The following is a 19,922-nucleotide window of genomic DNA, read 5'->3' as shown; positions in this document are numbered from 1 at the left end:
CAGGATGCATTGATTTCGGCCGCACCGCGTGATTCACGGCTCTTAAAACGGAGCTGTGACATGAGCGATCTTTTCTGGCTGACCGACGCGCAGATGGCGCGTCTGAAGCCCTTCTTTCCGAAATCGCACGGAAAGCCGCGCGTTGACGACAAGCGTGTGTTGAGCGGCATAATCTTTATCAATCGTAATGGCTTGCGCTGGCGTGACGCTCCTGCCGCCTACGGCCCGCACAAGACGCTCTACAGCCGATGGAAGCGTTGGAGCGAGAAAGGCATCTTCGCGCGGATGATGGCGGGTCTGGCCGCCCTGCACGGCGAGAAGAATACAGTGATGATCGATGCGACCTACCTGAAGGCACATCGCACGGCGTCCAGCCTGGGCGTGAAAAAAGGGGGCGTGGTCGCCTGATCGGTCGCACCAAGGGCGGCATGAACACCAAACTGCACGCCATCTGCGACAGTCAGGGGCGCCCGCTCGACCTGTTCGTCACCGCCGGTCAGGTCAGCGATTACATCGGCGCGCGGGCATTGCTCAGCGGCCTTCCAAAAGTCAATTGGCTGCTCGGGGATCGCGGCTACGATGCCGACTGGTTCCGGGAAGCGTTGAAAGACAAAGGGATACGCGCCTGCATCCCAGGTCGAAAGCAACGCAAGACCCCGGTCAAATACGACAAGCGCCGATACAAGCGGCGCAACCGCATCGAGATCATGTTCGGAAGGCTCAAGGACTGGAGGCGCGTCGCGACCCGCTATGACCGCTGTCCAAAGGTATTCCTCTCTGCCATAGCCCTCGCAGCTATTGTCATCTATTGGTTATGAATCCTGACCCTAGATCACCAAGATGATCATCGGCAGGTAGAGAAAGGCGAACCCCAGCGTCAGCGACACGGCGTTGAAGGCGGAAAAGCGTTTCATCCCTCGGCCTCCCGTTGCTTCTGCTCGTTGCGCTGGAACAGCACGATGGGCACGATCAGGATCAACAGCAGGATCACCGCCACGGCCGATGCAACCGGCCAGTCGCGGTTGTTGAAGAACTCTTCGAACAGCACCTTGCCGATCATCAGCGTGCCCGAGCCGCCCAGCAGCGAGGGGATGACGAATTCGCCCACCACCGGGATGAAAACCAGGAAACAGCCGGCGATGATGCCCTGTTTCGAAAGCGGCACGGTGACCAGCCAGAAAGCTTGCAGCCGCGAGCAGCCAAGGTCTTCGGCGGCTTCGAGCAGGCTGTCATCCATTTTTTCCAGCGCCGAATAGATCGGCAGGATCATGAAGGGCAGATAGGTATAGACCACGCCGATATAGACGGCCGTGTTGGTGTTGAGGATGGTCAGCGGCTCCGAGATCAGGCCGATCTGGATCAGCAGGCTGTTGAGCAGACCTTCGTTCGACAGGATCCCCATCCAAGCGTAGACCCGGATCAGGAACGAGGTCCAGAACGGCAGGATCACCAGCATCAGAAGAGTCGGCCTCCATTCCGGCGCGGCGCGGGCCATGGCATAGGCGATGGGGTAGCCCGCGATCAGGGTCAGGATCGTCGAGATGAAGGCGATGCGGACGCTGGAGAGATAGGCTTTCCAGTAGAGGTCATCCTGGGTGAGCCAGGTGAAATTCTCCATGTCGAGCTGCGACAGGAAGGCTTTGAAGCCGGCCCAGCCCTCGGAAAGATCGAGTGTCGGCGTGTAAGGTGGTATGGCGATGGCGGTGTCCGACAGCGAGATCTTGAGAACGATCAGGAACGGCACGAGAAAGAGCGCCAGCAGCCAGAGGTAGGGAATGGCGATCAGGGTCAGGCGGCGCATGTGGAGGCCTCCTTGGGGGAACGGGTGACGGCGCCAGGCCGCTCGAGGTTCGCAGGGCCACCCTGGCTCCAGGCCGCGAGGCCCGCCCGAGGTCGGACAGCGCGCAGGCGCGCCTTTTGGCGGGTGTCGAGCGCCGTGCGGGCCTGCGGCCTGCCGTCTTGAGAGCTTCGCGCGGGGTGAAGACGCGCCGTCTGGCCAGACTCCTGCCCCATCCCCTACTCCTCCAGCATCACGGCGGCGGTGTCGGTCCAGCTCAGCCAGACGTCGTCTTCCCAGGTCAGCGCGCGGCGTGACAACCGGCGGGTGTTGGCGGTCTGGGCCTTGATGATGCGTTCGCCCGGCACCCGGACATGATAGGTGGAGAGATTGCCGAGATAGGCGATGTCATGCACCGTGCCGCGCACCTTGTTGCGGGTCTCGGGCTCCTCGGTGCCGATCGATATCTTTTCCGGCCGGATTGCAAGGTGACAGCTCTGGCCGTCGGAAAATCCGCGTGTCGTCTGGGCATGCAGCGGCGGCTGGCTTTCGGCCCAGGCGATGTCATAGCCATCGCCTTGCGGCGTGGCCACGCCGTTGATGATGTTCACTTCGCCAATGAAATCAGCCACATAGACCGAATTCGGCTGTTCGTAGATCTCCGAGGGCGTCGCCACCTGCACGATCCGGCCCTCGTCCATCACCGCCACGCGGGAGGCCACTGTCATCGCCTCTTCCTGGTCGTGGGTGACGATCACGAAGGTGGTGCCGGTCTTTTCCTGGATGTCGACCAGCTCGAACTGGGTCTGCTGGCGCAGCTTGGCATCGAGCGCGCCCAGCGGCTCGTCGAGCAGCAGCAGCTTGGGCGCCTTGGCCAGCGACCGCGCCAGCGCCACGCGCTGCCTCTGGCCGCCGGAAATCTGGTGCGGTTTGCGCTGGGCAAAACCTTCCAGCCGGGTCAGCCGCAGCATTTCAGCGACGCGGGCCTCGATCTCGTCCTTGGGTTTGCCCTCGCGTTTCAGGCCAAAGGCGATGTTGTCGAACACCGTCAGATGCGGAAACAGCGCGTAAGACTGGAACATCATGTTGACCGCGCGCTTGTTCGGCGGCACCCGCGACATGTCTTGCCCGGCGATGAGGATCTGGCCTTCGCTTGGCGTCTCGAACCCGGCCAGCATCCGCATCATCGTTGTCTTGCCACAGCCCGAGGGGCCGAGCAGGGCAAAGAATTCGCGGGCGTAGATGTCCTGGGTCAGGTTGTCGATGGCGGTGAAATCGCCAAACCGCTTGGTCACGCCCTTGAACTGGATCAATGGCTTTTCGTTCGGATCGGTCCAGGGGGCAAAGACGGGTTCGGCCATGATATCTCCTGCTCGCAGAAAAAAGGCCCGCGCCTTGCCAGGCGCGGGCCGCTTCGTCAGGCTCAGGTGCCGGACTTGATCTTGGTCCAGAGACGGGTGACCACGCGCTGTACCTTCGGCGGGTAGGGCGTGGTGGTATAGGTGTTGTCCATCGCCGCCGGCGTCGGATAGATCGCCGGATCGGTGATCACGTCCTCGGCCAGAAACTCCTGCGCGGCTAGGTTGCCGTTGGCGTAGTAGACGTAGTTCGACGCCGCCGCCATGTTCTGGGCATCCATGATGAAGTTCAGGAACGTGTGGGCGCCCTCGGGGTTCGGCGCATCGACCGGAATGGCCATCATGTCGAACCACATCTGCGCCCCTTCATTGGGTGCGAAATAGCCGATCTCGACGCCGTTGTCGGCCTCGGCCGCGCGGTCGCGTGCCTGAAGCACGTCGCCCGACCAGCCGACCGCGACGCAGATGTCGCCATTGGCCAGCGCATTGATGTATTCCGAGGAATGGAACTTCTGGATAAAGGGCCGGACCGGTTCATAGACCGCTTCCGCCTTGGCGATCACCTCGGGGTCATGGCTGTCGGGGTCTTCGCCGATGTAGTTCAGCGCCGCCGGGATCATCTCGGCCGGAGCGTCGAGGAAATGCACGCCGCACTCGGCCAGCTTTTCCATGTTCTCCGCCTTGAACACCAGATCCCAGCTGTCGACCGGGGCATCCTCGCCCAGCACTTCGCGCACCTTGCCGAGGTTCACGCCAAGCCCGGTGGTGCCCCACATGTAGTTGATCGCATGGGCGTTTTCGGGGTCGTATTTCGCGGTACGATCCGAGATCACATCCCACATGTTGTCGAGATTGGAGAGCTTCGACTTGTCGAGCGGCTGAAAGGCGCCGGCCGCGATCTGCCGTTGCAGGAAGGTGCCGGTGGGCACCACAACGTCATAACCCGAGCCGCCGGCCAGCATCTTGGTCTCGAGCACCTCGTTGCTGTCGAAGACGTCATAGACCAGCTCGAGCCCGGTCTCCTGTTCGAATTTCTCCAGCAGGGCCTCGTCGATGTAATCCGACCAGTTGTAGACCCGGACCTCTTCCGCCGCCGCCATCGAGGCGCCAAGCGCCAGCGCCGCGGTGCAGAGCATGAGTGCATTCTTCATATTTGACTCCCGTTGGGTTCTGGCGGTCATTTTGCTTGCCACCTTCCCTTGATTTGATCAAATTATGCCGTATCAGGCAATATGGAAATGCTGCATCGGGCGCGGTAAAGTCGCAAGACCCCATAAGATGGTGATAAATTGAGCGCATGAACCAGATCGACACCCAGCCAGACAAGCCCGGGCTGCCGGCGCATGAACGGGTTTACCGGCAATTGCGGGCGCTGCTGCTGTTTGGCGAAATGCCGCCCGGCGCCCCGATCACCATCCAGGGGCTGACCGCCCGGCTCGACGCCGGCATGACGCCGGTGCGCGAGGCGATCCGCCGGCTGACCGCCGAGGGCGCCCTGAGCTTTCAGGGCAACCGCCGGGTCTGTGTGCCGCGGCTCGATGCCGGAGCGGTGAGCGAGCTGATCCACGCCCGGGTGGCGATCGAGCCGGAGCTGGCGCGCCGCGCCTGCGGCTTTGCGACGGCAGAGGATATCGCCGACCTGCGCGCCATCGACGACCGGCTCGACGCCGCCATCGACAGCGGCGACGTGCGCGGCTATCTCGAGGAAAACTACCGCTTTCACGCCGGCCTGAACGCCCTGGCCGGGGCGCCGATCCTGCTCGATCTGGCCGAGGGGCTCTGGCTGCGTTTTGGCCCCTCGCTACGGGTGGTCTGTGGCCGCTACGGCACCCAGAGCCTGCCCGATCAGCACAAGGCGATTCTCGCCGCGCTGGCGGCCGGTGATACCGAAGCCGTTGCCCGCGCGATGGAGGATGACGTACGTCAGGGCATGGAACATATCCAGCAATCGGTGGAATGACGCGTCGGCGGCGCTCGATTCGATTGACAGCGGATAATTTGATCATATTCTCTCCGCAAACCATGGCGCGCGAGGAGTGAGCCCGATGAACATGATCACCAATCACCTTCCGACCGAAGAGCTTCAGGCGCTGGACGCCGCCCATCACATGCACCCGTTTACCGAGGGCGAGGGGCTGGCGGAAAAGGGCGCGCGGGTCATCACGCGCGCCAACGGGGTCTGGATCACCGACAGCGACGGGCAGGAGATCCTCGACGGCATGGCCGGGCTCTGGTGCGTGGCCATCGGCTATGGCCGGGACGAGCTGGCCGAGGTGGCGGCGCGGCAGATGCGCGAGCTGCCGTTCTACAACACCTTCTTTCAGACCACCCATGTGCCCGCCATCGCGCTGGCGAGAAAGCTGGCCGAACTGGCGCCGGATGATCTCAACCATGTGTTCTTTGCCGGCTCCGGCTCCGAAGCGAATGACACCAACATCCGCATGGTGCGCCACTACTGGGCGATGAAGGGCCAGCCGGAACGCAACATCATCCTGTCGCGCAAGAATGCCTATCATGGCTCCTCCATGGGCTCCGGCTCGCTGGGCGGCATGGCGGGCATGCATGCCCAGGGCGGTCTGCCGATCCCCGACATCCACCACATCAACCAGCCCAACTGGTGGGCCGAGGGCGGCGACAGCGATCCGGCCGACTTCGGCCTCGCCCGCGCGCGCGAGCTGGAAGCGGCGATCAAGGAGCATGGGCCCGAGCGCGTGGCGGCCTTTATCGGCGAGCCGGTGCAGGGCGCCGGCGGGGTGATCGTGCCGCCCGAGACCTACTGGCCGGAAATCCAGCGTATCTGCGACCACTACGGCATCCTGCTGATCGCCGACGAGGTGATCTGCGGCTTTGGCCGCACCGGCAACTGGTTCGGGTCGCAGACCATGGGCATCCGGCCGCATATCATGACCGTGGCCAAGGGACTCAGCTCGGGTTATGCGCCGATCGGCGCCTCGATCGTCTGTGACGAGGTCGCCCAGACCATTGCCAAGGACGAATTCAACCACGGCTACACCTATTCCGGCCATCCCGTCGCCGCCGCGGTGGCGCTGGAGAACCTGCGCATTCTCGAAGAGGAAAAGGTGGTTGAGCATGTGCGCGATGTGGCGGGGCCATATCTGAAAGAAAAATGGCAGGCGCTGGAAGATCACCCGCTGGTCGGTGAAGCCCGGATCGTCGGGTTGATGGGGTCGATCGCGCTGACGCCCGACAAGGCCAGCCGTGCGGGGTTTGCCGGCGAAGCGGGGACGGTGGGTTATATCTGCCGCGAACGCTGTTTCGCCAACAACCTGGTGATGCGCCATGTTGGCGACCGGATGATCATCGCCCCGCCCCTGGTGATCACCCGCGACGAGATCGACATCCTGATCGACCGCGCCCGCAAGTCGCTCGACGAGACCTATGAGAAAATCCGCAAGGACGGGCTCTGGGCGGCGGCGTGACCGGGCCAGACTTTGACTTTGCACCGGTCCTGACCGGCGAGACGCTGCACCTGCGGCCCTTGCGGGCGGAGGACCGGGACGGGCTCTACCGCGCGGCCCGCGATCCGCTGATCTGGGCCGGGCATCCGGCCAGGACGCGGCATGAGCGGGCGGCCTTCGACCCCTATTTCGATTTTCTTCGCACTGCGGGCGGCACGCTGGCGGTGACCGACCGGCGCAACGGGGCGATCATCGGCGCCTCGCGATTTTACGAGGTGGCCGAACGCCCCGGCACCATGGCCATCGGCTTTACTTTCCTGACCCGCGCCCATTGGGGCGGGGCGGCCAATCGCGAGATGAAGGCGCTGATGTTTGCTCATGTGTTCCGCTGGTTTGATGCGGTCTGGCTCGACATCGGCGTCGACAACCTGCGTTCGCAACGCGCCGCCGAGAAGATCGGCGCCCGGCGCATGGGCGCGGCGCGGTTGAGCATCGGTGCCCAGCCCGCGGACTACCTCTGCTATCGCATGCGCCGACAGGATTGGCCGGGCTGAGGCGGCCGCCATCCGGGCGCCGGGATTCGCGCGGCTTGGGGTAAACTCCGGGTGCGGCTCTGATTCGAGCCGCGCATTTCAAAAAGGAGATTAGCCGTGCGACACGTCGTATCTGCCATGTTTCTTGCAAGTCTGGCCGGTCTGGCCGGTGCCGAGGGCCATATGGACCGCGGAGAATACCTTGTCACCACCGTGATGGCCTGCGGCAATTGCCACACGCCGATGGGCCCGCAGGGCCCGATTGCCGATCAGGCGCTGGCCGGGCGCCTGGTGGAAAAGAACCCGATGTTCACCGCCATCGCGCCCAATATCACCCCGGCGGGCCGGGTGTCGGACTGGTCCGACGAGGCCCTCGCCCGGGCGATCCGCGAAGGCCTGCGGCCGGATGGCACGGTGATCGGACCGCCGATGCCGATGCTGCTCTATCGTCATATTTCCGACGATGACCTGGCGGCTGTCGTGGCCTATCTGCGCCGGGTTCCTGCGGTCGAGGCCGACCCCGGGACCTCGGAATACAACATGCCGCTGCCGCCGGCCTACGGCCCGCCGATCGACAGCGTCAGCGCGCCGGCCGCCGCGGTGAACGCGGAGTACGGCGAATATGTCGCGCAGCTGGCCCATTGCATGGAATGCCACAGCCCGATGACGCCGCAAGGCCCCGATCTGGGCGCGAACATGGGGCGTGGCGGCTTTGAGTTTCACGGGCCCTGGGGCACCTCGGTCTCGGCCAATCTGACCCACCACGACGACGGGCTGGTGGGCTATTCCGATGCCGAGATCAAGACCATGATCACCCAAGGCGTGCGGCCCGATGGCGAGCGGATGATGCCGCCGATGCCCTATGGCCAGTTCGCCGGCATGACGGATCAGGATCTCGATGCCCTCGTCGTCTATCTGCGTGCACTCCCGGGCCAGCCCGACCTCTGAGCGGTGGCGCGCGCGGCCCAGGCGGCGCGCGCCCCTGCACCCTTTCGGCGGCGAGGGGCCAGCCCCTCGCGCTCCCCGCGGTATTTGCAGCAAGAGGAAGGGGCGGCGGGGCGCCTCAGACCAGCCGGTCGAGCATGTCGAGGCAGGCCTGCATCTGGGCGACGGTGATGTATTCGTTCGCCATATGCGCCTGTTCGATCGAGCCCGGACCGCAGACGATGACATCGGCGCCGAGGCTCTGGAACAGACCCGCTTCGGTGCCGAAGGCGACCAGATCGGTGCCGTTGGCGCCGGTGAGCCGGGCCACCAGATCGCGGGCGGCGTTGAGCTCCATCGGTTCCAGGCCGGGGATTTCGCCGATGGTCTCGACGGTGATGTCGGCCTCGGGGTCGACGGCCTGCATCGCCGGTTTCAGCACGGCATCGACATAGCGCGTCATCTCGGCCTTGACGAAATCGGCGTCGCCCCAATGCACCGGGCGCATGTCCCATTCCACTTCGGCCAGGGCGGCGATGACGTTGTGGGCATGGCCGCCGTGGATGCCGCCGATGTTGATCGTGCTCCAGGGCGGGTCGAAGCGGCTCAGGGCCGGGGTGCGCGCCTTGAGTTCTTCGCGCAGCTCCAGCAGCCGCATGGCGTAGCGGGCGGCATATTCGGCGGCGTTGACCCCTCGGTCCGGCGCCGAGCCGTGGCCCTCGAGGCCGCGAAAGCGGGCGGTGTATTCGCAACAGCCCTTGTGGCCTTCGATGATGCGCATCGAGGTCGGTTCGCCGACAATGGCCATGTCGGGGCGGATTTCCATTTCCCGCAGCGAGGTGACCAGCGCCTGGCCGCCGAGACAGCCGACCTCTTCGTCATAGGTAAAGGCGAAATGCACCGGGCGGGTCAGCGGGCGCCGGGCGTATTCCTCGGCCATCACCATGGCGCAGGCGATAAAGCCCTTCATGTCGCAGGTGCCGCGGCCGAAAAGCGCGCCTTCCTTTTCGACCATCTCGAAGGGGTCGCTGTCCCAGGGCTGTTCGACCACCGGCACCACGTCGGTATGGCCCGAAAGCATCAGCCCGCCGTCGCCCTCGGGGCCCAGCGTGGCAAAGAGATTGGCCTTGCCACCGCTGTCGTCCCCCAGCACCCGCACCCGGGCGCCGACATGTTCCAGCCGGTTGGCCAGGTGGTCGATCAGCGCCAGGTTGCTGTCGGCCGAGACGGTGGGAAAGGCGATCAGCTCGCCCAGCAATTCGGTACTTGATCTGAGGTGGCTCATTTCACCACCACGTCGCGCGGGCGGTTGCAGAGCGGTTCGGCCGGGCCGTCGGGGGTGATCAGGATCGATTCGGTGATCTCCAGCCCCCAGTCCTCCATCCAGAGGCCGGGCATGAAATGGAAGGTCATGCCCGGCTCCAGCACGGTCTCGTCTTCGGCGCGGAGCGAGATCGTGCGTTCGCCCCAGTCGGGCGGATAGGACAGGCCGATGGGATAGCCGCAGCGAGCGGCGCGCTTGATGTCGGATTTGCCCAGTTCGTCGGCCAGCGCCTCGGCCACGTCGCAGGCGCGGTTGCCGGCACGGGCCATGTCGATCCCGGCCTCGAGCCCGCGCAGGAGCGCCTCTTCGGCGCGTTTGAGGAAATCCGGCGGCGTGCCGAGAAAGATCGTGCGGCAGAGCGGCGCGTGGTAGCGGCGGTAGCAGCCCGAGATCTCGAAGAAGGTGGCCTCGCCGCCGGCGAAGGGCCGGCCGTTCCAGGTCAGATGCGGCGCGGCGGCGTCGGGGCCGGAGGGCAGCAGCGGCACGATCGCCGGGTAGTCGCCCCAATGCCCCTCGGCCCCGGTCACCGCATCGGCCATGGCGGCGGCCACTACCTCGTTCTTGGGCACGCCGAGGGCGGTGCGCTCCATCAGCCCGTCGATGATCTTTTCGCTGATCCGCGCGGCGCGGCGCATGAAGGTCAGCTCTTCGTCGGATTTCACCGCCCGGCACCAGTTGACCAGCGCCGTGGCATCGGCAAATGCGCATTGCGGCAGGGCCGAGAGCAGCTCGGCATGGGCCTTGGCGGAATAGTAGTAGTTCTCCATCTCCACCCCGATGCAGGCGGCCGAAAGCTCTAGATCGCCAAAACGCACCGCGAGATCCTGCATCGGGTGCATCTCGGTCGATTGCACGAAGTGATCGGCATAGCCCATCACCCGGTCGTCGGCCATCCAGACGGTGCGCAGGGCGCCATTGGCATCCTGCGCCCGGCCCCACCAGATCGGATCGGCATCGGGCAGCACGATCACCGCCTGATGCACGTAAAACGACCAGCCGTCATAGGCGGTGAGCCAGGCCATGTTCGACGGATCGGTGACCAGCAGCGCATCGAGCTCGCGTTCGGCCATGGCAGCGCGCACCTTGGTCAACCGGCGGGCATATTCCGCCTGAGTGAACGGGATGTCCTTGGCAAAGCGGTGGTCTGACATGGCACTTCCTTCCTACTAACTGTGTACGGACCTTGGCCTGCAAGCCGCGTTGGCTGCGTGCCGGAAAACGACATTTCACCTCGCTTTTGGGCGCAATACATTCTTGGTCGCCTGTGTGAGTCGAGCCGGTTCCGTGCCGGATTCCGAAGCGTATGCCACAAGATTGAGCGGACTAATGTCCAGTGAAATCCTGACAGTGCAGGAAAAATTCCCCGAACTGTGCAAATTCGAGTTCGCTTTGCCTTATACGTGCCTGATATTCAGTCAATTGTCCCGCGATGGCGGGAACGTCCCCTAAAGTGTCGCAACTCAGTTGCAGTCGGGGGGATTGCGCGTTTTACTCTGTTACAAAGGGATCAACCCTTGCAAAATAACAGGGAGCCAATTTTGGCAGACGCTTCAGCGAACGGCGCATTCGTCGAATTCGAACGGGTGCAGAAAAGCTATGATGGCGAAACGCTCGTCGTCAAAGATCTCAACCTCTCGATGCCGAAAGGCGAGTTTCTGACCATGCTCGGGCCGTCGGGCTCCGGCAAGACCACCTGCCTGATGATGCTGGCCGGGTTCGAGACCGCCACCCATGGCGACATCCGCCTCGATGGCACCTCGATCAACAACATTCCGCCGCACAAGCGCGGCATCGGCATGGTGTTTCAGAACTACGCGCTGTTTCCGCATATGACGATCGCCGAGAACCTCGCCTTTCCGCTCGAGGTGCGCAAGATCGGCAAGGCCAAGCGCGAGGAAAAGGTCAAACGCGCGCTCGACATGGTCGAGATGGGCGATTTCGGTGGCCGCCGTCCGGCGCAATTGTCCGGCGGGCAGCAGCAGCGGGTCGCTCTGGCCCGCGCGCTGGTGTTCGAGCCCGAACTGGTGCTGATGGACGAACCGCTGGGCGCGCTCGACAAGCAGCTGCGTGAAAAGATGCAGTTCGAGATCACCGATCTGGCGCACCGGCTGGGGATCACCACGGTCTATGTCACCCACGACCAGACCGAGGCGCTGACCATGTCGGACCGGGTCGCGGTGTTCGACGACGGCCGCATCCAGCAGCTGGCGCCGCCGGATCAGCTTTATGAAGAGCCGGAAAACAGCTTCGTGGCCCAGTTTATCGGCGAGAACAACACGCTGGAAGGCACGATCAAGGAAATCAAGGGCGGCCTGGCGCTGGTGCAGCTCGACGATGGCGGGCTGATCGACTGCAAGCCGATCAACGTCAGCGAGATCGGGCAACGCACCCGGGTCTCGATCCGGCCGGAGCGGGTGGAGTTCAACCCCGCGCGGTTGAGCGACGATGCCCATACGCTCAAGGCCGAGGTGCTCGAGTTCATCTACATGGGCGACATCTTCCGCACGCGGCTGCGGGTGGCGGGCAACAACGATTTCATCGTCAAGACGCGCAATGCGCCCGGCCAGGTGCGGCTCAAACCCGGCGAGCAGGTCGAGATCGGCTGGTTGCCCGAGGATTGCCGCGCGCTCGACGCCGCCTGACGAATACATCGCGCAGACCGGCAACGGCGCTGCGCTTCAGGGATGCGGTCCGGCTTGGCGTCACCCGTCGCGTACCGGCCCGCACAGTACAGCAACGGGTGAATCAGGGAGCTATAAATGAAACGTACCAAATTACTTCTGGCCACTTCCGTTCTGACGGCTGTCGGCGGCATCAGTTTCGCCGCCTCGCACAGCGAGATGGAAGCCTGTGAGGACTGCGCCAACGACATGACGCTGGTCAGCTGGGGCGGCGCCTATCAGGCCTCGCAAACCAAGGCCTACGCCGAACCCTACATGGAAATGTTCCCCGAGGTCTCCGTGGCCTGGGACGAAAGCTCGGCCGAGGCCGTGGCCAAGCTGCGCGCCATGAACGAAGCGGGCAACGTGACCTGGGATCTCGTCGACGTGGTGGCCTCGGACGCCATCCGTCTCTGCGACGAAGGCCTGGCGATGGAAATCGACCCGGACGAAGACCTGGCCGCCGCGCCTGACGGCACCTCGGCCGAGGACGATTTCGGCGATCTGCTGGTGTCGGATTGCTTCATTCCGCAGATCGTCTATTCGACCACCTTCGGTTATCGCACCGACCTGGTGCCGGATGGTGTCGAACCGCCCTCCGACATCTGCTCGGTCTTCGACTTGGAAACCTATCCGGGCAAGCGGTCGCTCGAGAAACGCCCGATCAACAACATGGAATGGGCGCTGCTCTGTGACGGCGTGGCCAAAGAAGACGTCTACGACGTTCTGGAAACCGACGAAGGCCAGGAACAGGCGCTGGCCAAGCTCGACACCATCAAGGATCAGGTTGTCTGGTGGTCCGCCGGTGCCGACACGCCTCAGCTTCTCGCCGATGGCGAGGTCTTCATGGGCTCGACCTACAACGGCCGTCTGTTCTCGGTGATCGAAGAGCAGGATCAGCCGGTTGCGATGATGTGGGACGCGCAGGTCTTTGACCTCGACGGCTGGATCATCCCCGAGGGTCTGCCCGAAGACCGCCTGAACCGCGTCAAGCACTTCGTCAAGTTCGCCACCGACACCCAGCGTCTGGCGGATCAGGCCAAGTACATCTCTTATGGCCCGGCGCGTGAAAGCTCGGCGCCGCTGGTCGGCCAGCACGCCGAACTGGGCATCGAGATGGGTCCGCACATGCCGACCGATCCGGCGAACGCCACCAATACCTTCCTCTACAACTACGAATGGTGGGCGGATTACCGCGACGACATCGACGCCAAATTCCAGGCGTGGCTGGCGCAATAAGCGCCCCGTCTGAACACCAAGCGGAAGGGCCGGATCCGGCCCTTCCACCCCGACAGAAACGCGCGACCGCCACAGGCTGGGCTCGCGGCAGAGGGAAAGACAGATGAGCGATCTCAAGAGCACCGGTCCCCAGACCATGGATGCGCCGACGCCGGAAGACGCGTTGCACGAAGCCAAGGCGCTGAATGCCGAGGATCATCGCGACGCCAGCGGGCGGTTGGTGACGGCGGACGGCCGATCGCTGAAATCCTCGCTGAACCGGGCGCTGCGGTTGCAGAAGGCGCGCGCCATGATGCTGATCGCGCCGCTTTTGATCTTCGTTCTGGTCACTTTCATCGCGCCGATCGCCTCGATGCTGTTCCGCTCGGTCGAAAACGAGATCGTTGCCAACACCCTGCCACTGACCACCGACCGGCTGGAAAGCTGGGATGCCACTCAGGGCGAGCTGCCGCCGGAAGCGGTGTTTCAGGACCTGTTTTTCGATCTGTTCCTCGCCGCCGAGGCCAAGGAACACACCAAGCTCGGCACCCGGTTGAACTATGAAAGCACCGGCGTCTCGTCGCTGTTCCGGCAATCCGGCCGGCGGCTCGACGACATTGGCGAGGCTTACCAAGACCCGCTCGAAGACCTCAACGAAGCCTGGAAAGAGGGCGCCGTCTGGTTCGAGCTGATGTCGGGCCAAGGCCAGACCTCTGACGGCGTCGTCACCAACCAGATCGACCGTTTCAACAAGCTGACCTCTTCGAACCTGCGGGGCGACATCGGCTTTGCCCCCTCCGAAGAGATCGCGGCGCTGCTGCCGAAAACCACCCGCGCCTATACTGCATGGGCGGTGTTCACCGTATTCGAAGACGAGGATGTGGTGGCCGCCGAAGACCCCTGGGAAGCGGTCTATGCCGCCCTGGCGCTCGACCTTCAGAGCCCCGGCGCGGCCGACAGGATCGCGGCCTATGACGGCCCGCAGGCCGAACTCCTGCAAGAGGCTGCCGCCAACCTCGAGATTCTGCCGGAAGCCGATTTCACCGCCGCCTTCCTCGACATCGACGAGGACTGGGGCGACATTAACCGCTGGGAGACCTTCCAAGTCTACAGCCCGAAATACACGGACGGCTATTTCCTGAATTCAGTCGACCTGCAAAAGACGCCCGACGGCTTCGAGGCCCGGCCCGAAAACGAACGGATCTACATCACCCTGTTCCAGCGCACGATCTTCATGTCGCTGGTGATTACCGGCTCCTGCATCCTGCTGGGCTATCCGGTGGCCTGGATCCTGGCCAACCTGCCGACGCGCACCGCCAACCTGCTGATGATCCTGGTGCTGCTGCCGTTCTGGACCTCGCTTCTGGTGCGGACCTCGGCCTGGAAGGTGATGCTGCAACAGCAGGGGGTGATCAACGACGTGCTGGTCTGGCTCGGACTGGTCGGCGACGGATCGCGGCTGGTGATGATCAACAACCAGTTCGGCACTATCGTGGCGATGACCCACATTCTGCTGCCGTTCATGATCCTGCCGATGTATTCGGTGATGCAGACCATTCAGCCGTCTTATCTACGCGCCGCCAAATCACTGGGCGCGACCAACTGGACAGCCTTCTGGCGGGTATATTTCCCGCAATCGGTGCCGGGCATCGGCGCCGGGTCGATCCTCGTCTTCATCCTGTCGATCGGCTATTACATCACGCCCGAAATCGTCGGCGGCACCAAGGGTGTCTTCATCTCGAACCGAATTGCCTATCACATCTCGTCCTCGCTCAACTGGGGCCTTGCGGCGGCGCTGGGCACGATCCTCTTTGTGGTCGTCCTGGTCCTCTACTGGGCCTATGACAAGATTGTCGGCATTGACAACGTGAAGCTGGGGTAAGCGACATGGCAGCACTGACACCGATCGAGCCCAAGCCGTTTTCCTTTGTCGGGCCCGTCATGGCCGGCGTCGGCGGCTTTATGGGCCTGCTGGTGGGCATCGCCAACGACGCCGGGCTGATCGGCCTGATCGTCGGCGCGGCGCTTCTGGCCGGGGTGGCCTTTGTCTTCACCCAGATGTGGCGGCAGGAAAAACCGGCGAAATGGATCCTGATTGCCGGCTTCGGCCTTGGCGGGTTCCTGATGGGCGGGGTTTCGGCGGCCATCATGGGGCTACTGTTTGGCTGGTTCGTCGGCTGGTTCCTGTTCTGGATCGCCGAAGGCCGCTACCGTGCCAAGCTGGTGCCCTATCTCACCGCGGGGCAGGTGCTCTGGCATTATGCCTTTCGGGTTATCTGCGGCGCGATCTTCATCTTTCTGATCACGCCGATCATCGTGGTCATGCCGCTGAGCTTCAACGCCGAGGATTTCTTTACCTTCACGCCCGAAATGCTGCGGTTGGACCCAGAGGGTTATTCGCTGAAACACTACCGCGATTTCCTGACCAACTCGGAATGGACCGGCGCGGTGTGGAACTCGGTCAAGATCGCACCGGTGGCGACGCTGATCTCGGTTTCCCTGGGCACCCTGGCGGCAATCGGGCTGAGCCAGAGCCACGTGCCGGGCAAACGGACGATCATGGCGATCCTGATCTCGCCGATGATCGTGCCGCTGATCATCTCGGCCACCGGCATGTATTTCTTCTATTCCTCGATCGGCATCCAGGGCACCTATTGGGGCATCGTGCTGGCCCACGCCGTGCTGGGCATTCCCTTCGTCATCATCACCGTGACCGCCACGTTGGTCAGCTTCGACAATTCGCTGACCCGGGCGGCGGCCAACATGGGGGCCGATCCGGTGACCACGTTTTTCCGGGTGCAGATGCCGCTGATCCTGCCTGGCGTGATCTCGGGCGGGCTGTTTGCCTTCATCACCTCCTTCGACGAGGTGGTGGTGGTGATCTTCCTCGGCTCGGCTGAGTGGCAGACCCTGCCGTGGCAGATGTTCACCGGACTGCGCGAGCAGATCTCGCCGACCATCCTGGCGGCCGCGACGATCCTCGTGGCGATCTCCATCGGGTTGCTGTCGACGGTGGAAATCCTGCGGCGCCGGTCCGAGCGGCTTCGGGGCATGTCGCCGTCGTAAGAAGGGCGCGGGGCGGGTTCTTGACCCGCCTTGGCGCAAGCGGCGGGTTGGAAACCCAGCCTGCGGAGCGGCGGACCTGTCCCGCCCGGGAGAGGGCCGGGCAGCCACCGACTCTGGCTCTTGCAACCCGTGGCGTGACCGGTCATTCTCCGCCAGCCTTTCACGTCTCGGAGCCGCCTCATGTCATTTTCCCTCGCCACCTGGAACATCAATTCCGTCCGCCTGCGGGCGGGGCTGGTGGAGCGGCTCCTGACCGAAGAGGCGCCGGATGTGCTCTGCCTTCAGGAATGCAAGAGCCCGGTCGAGAAGATCCCCGTGGCGCAGTTCCAGGCGCTGGGCTACCGCCATGTCGTGGCGCGCGGCCAGAAGGGCTATAACGGCGTCGCCATCCTGTCGAAACTGCCGATCGAGGATGTGGGAGACAAGGATTTCGCCGCCCTGGGCCACGCCCGCCATGTGGCGGCCAGGCTGGAAAACGGCGTTACCATCCACAACTTCTATGTCCCCGCCGGCGGCGACAAGCCCGACCGCGAGATCAACGAGAAATTCGGCCAGAAACTCGACTATCTGACCGAGATGCGCGACTGGTTCCGCGCCGAGCCCCCGGAAAAGGCAATTCTGGTGGGCGATCTCAACATCGCCCCGCGTGAGGATGACGTCTGGGACCACAAGAAGCTTCTGAAAGTGGTGTCGCATACGCCGATCGAGGTCGAGCATCTGGGCGAGACCCAGGATGCCGGCGGCTGGGTCGACATCACCCGCAAGGACATTCCCCAAGGCAATCTCTACAGCTGGTGGTCCTATCGTTCGCCCGACTGGGACAACGCCGACAAGGGCCGCAGGCTCGATCACGTCTGGGCCACGCCCGATATCGCCAGCGCCGGCCATTCCAGCCGCATCCTGCGGCCGGTGCGCGGCTGGCAGCAGCCATCGGACCATGCGCCGGTCTTCGCCAGCTTCGATCTCTGACCACGCGCCGGAACCTCGCCCCGCCCTTGGCCGGGGAGGCCCCGGATCAGGTCTGGGGCGGGCGCGCTACCCCATGGCGCGGACCACCTCGGCCAGCGCCGCGCCAAGCGTTTGATGCGCCTCCGGCTCGAAATGCACGCCGTCGACCGCGCTGGTTGCGATCACCGAGCCGGCATCGAAAAACGCCAGCCCGCGGGCCTCGGCCACGGCCCGGTAAGATGCGGCAAGCGCGGGCCCGTGCATCTCAGCGCCAAGGAAATCGGCCCGGAGCGGTTCGGTCTCCTGGACCGGTGGCGGGCAGATCACCAGCACCTGCATGCCGGGATGGCGCGCCAGCATGTCTCGGTGCAGCGCAATGTCGAGCAGCCCGGCCAGCCCTGCGGTGATCCGCGCCGGGCTGGGCTGAAACCGGTGCTTGAGGTCATTGGTGCCCAGCATGAGCGTCAGCACGTCGACCGGCCCATGCGAGGCCAGCGCGATCTTCAGCCCCTCCTGGCCGTTCATGTGGGCGCCCATCACCGGGTCGCCCATCTGCGTCGTACGCCCCGGCAGGCCTTCCTCCACCAGCTCCCAGCCCGCGCCGAGCCTGGCCGCCATCACCCGCGGCCAGCGAATGTCGGGGCCGAAGCGGCGGGATTCGCCCGGGGTGAGGATTGGCATGGTGCCATGGGTGTTGCTGTCGCCGAAGATGAGAACGATGCGCGCCATCTCTTGCCCTTTCACATTTGCCGCGCGCGATGCTAGATAGCCGGCAAGTCAAGGTAAACCGCCGTGTGGCTTGCAGCCGGCGCGGCAAGGCCCATATCAGGCGCAACACGCATATCTCAAGGAGCCGTCAATGCTGGAACTCGGACAATCGCAGAACGCCGCCGCAGCCCCGGGCGACCTGATCAAGGACGTCTCGGAAGCGGATTTCATGGCCGAGGTCGTCGATGCCTCGATGACGACGCCGGTGATCGTCGATTTCTGGGCTCCCTGGTGCGGCCCCTGCAAGACGCTGGGCCCGATGCTCGAAGAGGCGGTGACCAAGGCCGGCGGTGCGGTCAAGATGGCCAAGGTCAATGTGGACGAGAGCCAGATGATCGCCGGCCAGCTTCGGGTGCAGTCGATCCCGACGGTCTATGCCTTCTGGCAGGGCCAGCCGGTCGACGGATTTCAGGGCGCGGTGCCGGGATCGGAGATCCAGGCCTTTGTCGACCGGGTGATCGAGGCCGCCGGCGGCACGCCGGCCGACAACGGACTCGACGATGCCATTGCCGCCGCCGAAGAGATGCTGGAGCAGGGCGCCGCGGTGGATGCGGCCCAGACCTTTGCCGCGATCCTCGAAGAGGAGCCGGCCAATGCCAAAGCCTATGGCGGGCTGGTCCGGTCGCATATCGCGATGGGCGATCTCGATCAGGCCGAGGCGGTGCTCAATGGCGCGCCGGTCGAAATTTCCAAGGCGCCCGAGCTGGAAGCCGCCCATGCCCAGCTTGAACTGGCGAAACAGGCCGCCGGCGCGGGGCCGCTGGGCGAGCTGTCCGCCGCGGTCGAGGCCAACCCGGAGGATCATCAGGCGCGATTCGATCTGGCGCAGGCGCATTATGCCGGCGGCGATGCCGCGGCGGCGGTGGACGAATTGCTGGAAATCTTCCGCCGGGACCGTGAATGGAACGACGGTGCCGCCAAGGCGCAGCTGTTCACGATTTTCGAGGCGCTCAAGCCGAATGACCCGGTGGTTCTCAACGGACGGCGAAAACTGAGCTCGATGATATTTGCCTGATCGCATTCGCAGGCTAGGTTAGCCTTCATGATCAGCGCAGCAGACTTGCCCGACACACTCCCGGTCTTTCCCCTGCCCGGGGCGCTTCTCTTGCCCCGGTCGCGGCTGCCCTTGCACATCTTCGAGCCGCGCTATCTGGCGATGATCGAAGATTGCATGAAGACGCCGCAACGGTTGATCGGGATGATCCAGCCAAACCCCGGCCCCGGGGACGAGGACGGCCGGCTGCATGCCATCGGCTGCGCCGGACGGCTGACCCAGTTTTCCGAAACCGAGGACGGCCGCTACATGGTCACCCTCGGCGGGGTGTCCCGCTTTCGCATGGTCCGCGAGATCGAGGGATTTGCCCCCTATCGCCGCTGCGAGGTCGACTGGAGCCACTTCGCCCGCGATCTCGGGCAGGACGAGCAGGACCTGGGGTTCGACCGCGCCGGCTTCATGTCGTTGCTGGAGCGGTATTTCGACGCGCAATCGCTGGCGGCGGACTGGGACACGCTGAACGACGCCGAGGACGAGCTCTTGATCAATTCCCTGGCGATGTTGCTGGAGTTCGCCCCCGAGGACAAGCAGGCGCTGCTCGAGGCGCCGTCGCTGCCCACCCGGCGCGAGACGCTTGTCACCCTGATCGAATTCGCCCTGCGGGGCGGCACAGCCGAGGAGATCATGCAATGATGGACCAGGAGATCAAGGAAGGCGGTTTTGACCGCCGGATGCTCGAGGCGCTGGTCTGCCCGCGCACCCAGTCGCGGCTGGAGTATGATGCCGCGAAACAGGAGCTGATCTCGCGCAAGGCCGGGCTGGCCTTTCCGATCCGCAATGGCATCCCGGTGATGCTGACCGAAGAGGCGCGCGAGATCGACTGAACGGGCGCAGCCGGAGGGCAAAGGAAAGGGGCCCCGAAGGGCCCCTTGA

The 19,922-nt window shown here is 64.2% G+C and carries 19 protein-coding genes and 1 pseudogene; 13 read left to right on the top strand and 7 right to left on the bottom strand.

What is annotated here, in order from left to right:
* Window positions 1–60 precede the first annotated feature (60 nt).
* A protein-coding gene (locus AC0J5K_RS15765; protein ID WP_420398465.1) for an IS5 family transposase occupies window positions 61–818 on the top strand; the annotation gives its coding sequence in 2 pieces (ribosomal slippage) (window positions 61–397 and window positions 397–818; 759 coding nt in all).
* A 12-nt stretch (window positions 819–830) separates the two neighbouring features.
* Here the strand turns inward: AC0J5K_RS15765 and AC0J5K_RS15760 are convergent.
* The 4 genes and pseudogenes from AC0J5K_RS15760 to AC0J5K_RS15745 all read right to left on the bottom strand — a co-directional run.
* A pseudogene (locus tag AC0J5K_RS15760) lies at window positions 831–914 on the bottom strand (putrescine ABC transporter permease PotI); the annotation flags it as partial.
* Window positions 911–1,801 (bottom strand): ABC transporter permease subunit, encoded by an 891-nt coding sequence (locus AC0J5K_RS15755; RefSeq protein WP_048533297.1) that lies wholly within the window; start codon window positions 1,799–1,801, stop codon window positions 911–913. The gene AC0J5K_RS15755 and the pseudogene AC0J5K_RS15760, both read right to left, overlap by 4 nt.
* A gap of 215 nt (window positions 1,802–2,016) precedes the next feature.
* On the bottom strand, window positions 2,017–3,138 hold the full coding sequence (locus AC0J5K_RS15750) for an ABC transporter ATP-binding protein (protein WP_274565308.1): 1,122 nt from the start codon (window positions 3,136–3,138) through the stop codon (window positions 2,017–2,019).
* A gap of 62 nt (window positions 3,139–3,200) precedes the next feature.
* Complete coding sequence (locus AC0J5K_RS15745) at window positions 3,201–4,286, bottom strand: polyamine ABC transporter substrate-binding protein (RefSeq protein ID WP_048533294.1); 1,086 nt, start codon at window positions 4,284–4,286, stop codon at window positions 3,201–3,203.
* 146 nt (window positions 4,287–4,432) lie between these two features.
* Between AC0J5K_RS15745 and AC0J5K_RS15740 the strand changes: the two genes are divergently transcribed.
* From AC0J5K_RS15740 to AC0J5K_RS15725, 4 genes are all read left to right on the top strand, one after another.
* A complete protein-coding gene (locus tag AC0J5K_RS15740) occupies window positions 4,433–5,095 on the top strand; it encodes a GntR family transcriptional regulator (RefSeq protein ID WP_274565309.1) in 663 nt (220 codons plus the stop codon).
* 85 nt (window positions 5,096–5,180) lie between these two features.
* The gene (locus AC0J5K_RS15735; protein ID WP_274565310.1) at window positions 5,181–6,575 is read left to right on the top strand and encodes an aspartate aminotransferase family protein; all 1,395 of its coding nucleotides are present in this window, start codon (window positions 5,181–5,183) and stop codon (window positions 6,573–6,575) included.
* Window positions 6,572–7,108 (top strand): GNAT family N-acetyltransferase, encoded by a 537-nt coding sequence (locus AC0J5K_RS15730; RefSeq protein WP_274565311.1) that lies wholly within the window; start codon window positions 6,572–6,574, stop codon window positions 7,106–7,108. Before AC0J5K_RS15735 ends, AC0J5K_RS15730 begins: the two co-directional genes overlap by 4 nt.
* 96 nt (window positions 7,109–7,204) lie before the next feature.
* Window positions 7,205–8,035, top strand: a complete 831-nt coding sequence (locus tag AC0J5K_RS15725) for a c-type cytochrome (protein WP_274565312.1) — start codon at window positions 7,205–7,207, stop codon at window positions 8,033–8,035.
* 115 nt (window positions 8,036–8,150) lie between these two features.
* Here AC0J5K_RS15725 and argE read toward each other — a convergent pair whose 3' ends face one another.
* Both argE and AC0J5K_RS15715 read right to left on the bottom strand, forming a co-directional pair.
* Window positions 8,151–9,296, bottom strand: a complete 1,146-nt coding sequence (gene argE, locus AC0J5K_RS15720; protein ID WP_048533290.1) for an acetylornithine deacetylase — start codon at window positions 9,294–9,296, stop codon at window positions 8,151–8,153.
* Complete coding sequence (locus AC0J5K_RS15715; protein ID WP_048533289.1) at window positions 9,293–10,486, bottom strand: M24 family metallopeptidase; 1,194 nt, start codon at window positions 10,484–10,486, stop codon at window positions 9,293–9,295. Before AC0J5K_RS15715 ends, argE begins: the two co-directional genes overlap by 4 nt.
* A gap of 387 nt (window positions 10,487–10,873) precedes the next feature.
* On the opposite strand from AC0J5K_RS15715, the gene AC0J5K_RS15710 reads away from it, so the two are divergent.
* The 5 genes from AC0J5K_RS15710 to AC0J5K_RS15690 all read left to right on the top strand — a co-directional run bounded on the left by AC0J5K_RS15710 (window position 10,874) and on the right by AC0J5K_RS15690 (window position 17,248).
* Window positions 10,874–11,977, top strand: coding sequence for an ABC transporter ATP-binding protein (locus AC0J5K_RS15710; protein ID WP_048533288.1), 1,104 nt, complete (start codon window positions 10,874–10,876; stop codon window positions 11,975–11,977).
* A 117-nt stretch (window positions 11,978–12,094) separates the two neighbouring features.
* Window positions 12,095–13,234, top strand: coding sequence for an extracellular solute-binding protein (locus AC0J5K_RS15705; RefSeq protein ID WP_048533287.1), 1,140 nt, complete (start codon window positions 12,095–12,097; stop codon window positions 13,232–13,234).
* A gap of 103 nt (window positions 13,235–13,337) precedes the next feature.
* Window positions 13,338–15,095, top strand: a complete 1,758-nt coding sequence (locus tag AC0J5K_RS15700) for an ABC transporter permease (protein WP_083415995.1) — start codon at window positions 13,338–13,340, stop codon at window positions 15,093–15,095.
* 5 nt (window positions 15,096–15,100) lie between these two features.
* Window positions 15,101–16,279: an ABC transporter permease gene (locus AC0J5K_RS15695; protein ID WP_074836007.1), complete on the top strand. Its 1,179-nt coding sequence runs from the start codon at window positions 15,101–15,103 to the stop codon at window positions 16,277–16,279.
* A 180-nt stretch (window positions 16,280–16,459) separates the two neighbouring features.
* Window positions 16,460–17,248: an exodeoxyribonuclease III gene (locus tag AC0J5K_RS15690; RefSeq protein ID WP_074836006.1), complete on the top strand. Its 789-nt coding sequence runs from the start codon at window positions 16,460–16,462 to the stop codon at window positions 17,246–17,248.
* 66 nt (window positions 17,249–17,314) lie between these two features.
* On the opposite strand, the gene AC0J5K_RS15685 is transcribed toward AC0J5K_RS15690, so the two are convergent.
* A complete protein-coding gene (locus tag AC0J5K_RS15685) occupies window positions 17,315–17,956 on the bottom strand; it encodes an SGNH/GDSL hydrolase family protein (RefSeq protein ID WP_274565313.1) in 642 nt (213 codons plus the stop codon).
* Between the two features lie 130 nt (window positions 17,957–18,086).
* On the opposite strand from AC0J5K_RS15685, the gene AC0J5K_RS15680 reads away from it, so the two are divergent.
* Genes AC0J5K_RS15680 through AC0J5K_RS15670 form a run of 3 tightly spaced genes read left to right on the top strand, consistent with a single transcriptional unit; the run spans window position 18,087 to window position 19,873 of the window.
* Window positions 18,087–19,010, top strand: coding sequence for a thioredoxin family protein (locus AC0J5K_RS15680; RefSeq protein WP_048533283.1), 924 nt, complete (start codon window positions 18,087–18,089; stop codon window positions 19,008–19,010).
* A 27-nt stretch (window positions 19,011–19,037) separates the two neighbouring features.
* Window positions 19,038–19,682: an LON peptidase substrate-binding domain-containing protein gene (locus AC0J5K_RS15675; protein WP_048533282.1), complete on the top strand. Its 645-nt coding sequence runs from the start codon at window positions 19,038–19,040 to the stop codon at window positions 19,680–19,682.
* Complete coding sequence (locus AC0J5K_RS15670) at window positions 19,679–19,873, top strand: Trm112 family protein (RefSeq protein WP_074836003.1); 195 nt, start codon at window positions 19,679–19,681, stop codon at window positions 19,871–19,873. The genes AC0J5K_RS15675 and AC0J5K_RS15670 overlap by 4 nt, the downstream gene beginning before the upstream one ends.
* The last annotated feature ends 49 nt before the right edge of the window (window positions 19,874–19,922 follow it).

It is taken from the genome of Marinovum sp. E3, from assembly GCF_055755275.1.
The sequence above is the reverse complement of the archived record's forward strand: the minus strand, read 5'-3'. Positions and strand labels throughout refer to the sequence as shown.

Coding starts and splice junctions, on each gene's coding strand:
- AC0J5K_RS15690 (WP_074836006.1), top strand. CDS start 16,460: ATGTCATTTTCCCTCGCCACCTGGAACATCAATTCCGTCCGCCTGCGG.
- AC0J5K_RS15670 (WP_074836003.1), top strand. CDS start 19,679: ATGATGGACCAGGAGATCAAGGAAGGCGGTTTTGACCGCCGGATGCTC.
- AC0J5K_RS15700 (WP_083415995.1), top strand. CDS start 13,338: ATGAGCGATCTCAAGAGCACCGGTCCCCAGACCATGGATGCGCCGACG.
- AC0J5K_RS15740 (WP_274565309.1), top strand. CDS start 4,433: ATGAACCAGATCGACACCCAGCCAGACAAGCCCGGGCTGCCGGCGCAT.
- AC0J5K_RS15695 (WP_074836007.1), top strand. CDS start 15,101: ATGGCAGCACTGACACCGATCGAGCCCAAGCCGTTTTCCTTTGTCGGG.
- AC0J5K_RS15715 (WP_048533289.1), bottom strand. CDS start 10,486: ATGTCAGACCACCGCTTTGCCAAGGACATCCCGTTCACTCAGGCGGAA.
- AC0J5K_RS15755 (WP_048533297.1), bottom strand. CDS start 1,801: ATGCGCCGCCTGACCCTGATCGCCATTCCCTACCTCTGGCTGCTGGCG.
- AC0J5K_RS15705 (WP_048533287.1), top strand. CDS start 12,095: ATGAAACGTACCAAATTACTTCTGGCCACTTCCGTTCTGACGGCTGTC.
- argE (WP_048533290.1), bottom strand. CDS start 9,296: ATGAGCCACCTCAGATCAAGTACCGAATTGCTGGGCGAGCTGATCGCC.
- AC0J5K_RS15745 (WP_048533294.1), bottom strand. CDS start 4,286: ATGAAGAATGCACTCATGCTCTGCACCGCGGCGCTGGCGCTTGGCGCC.
- AC0J5K_RS15680 (WP_048533283.1), top strand. CDS start 18,087: ATGCTGGAACTCGGACAATCGCAGAACGCCGCCGCAGCCCCGGGCGAC.
- AC0J5K_RS15750 (WP_274565308.1), bottom strand. CDS start 3,138: ATGGCCGAACCCGTCTTTGCCCCCTGGACCGATCCGAACGAAAAGCCA.
- AC0J5K_RS15735 (WP_274565310.1), top strand. CDS start 5,181: ATGAACATGATCACCAATCACCTTCCGACCGAAGAGCTTCAGGCGCTG.
- AC0J5K_RS15685 (WP_274565313.1), bottom strand. CDS start 17,956: ATGGCGCGCATCGTTCTCATCTTCGGCGACAGCAACACCCATGGCACC.
- AC0J5K_RS15675 (WP_048533282.1), top strand. CDS start 19,038: ATGATCAGCGCAGCAGACTTGCCCGACACACTCCCGGTCTTTCCCCTG.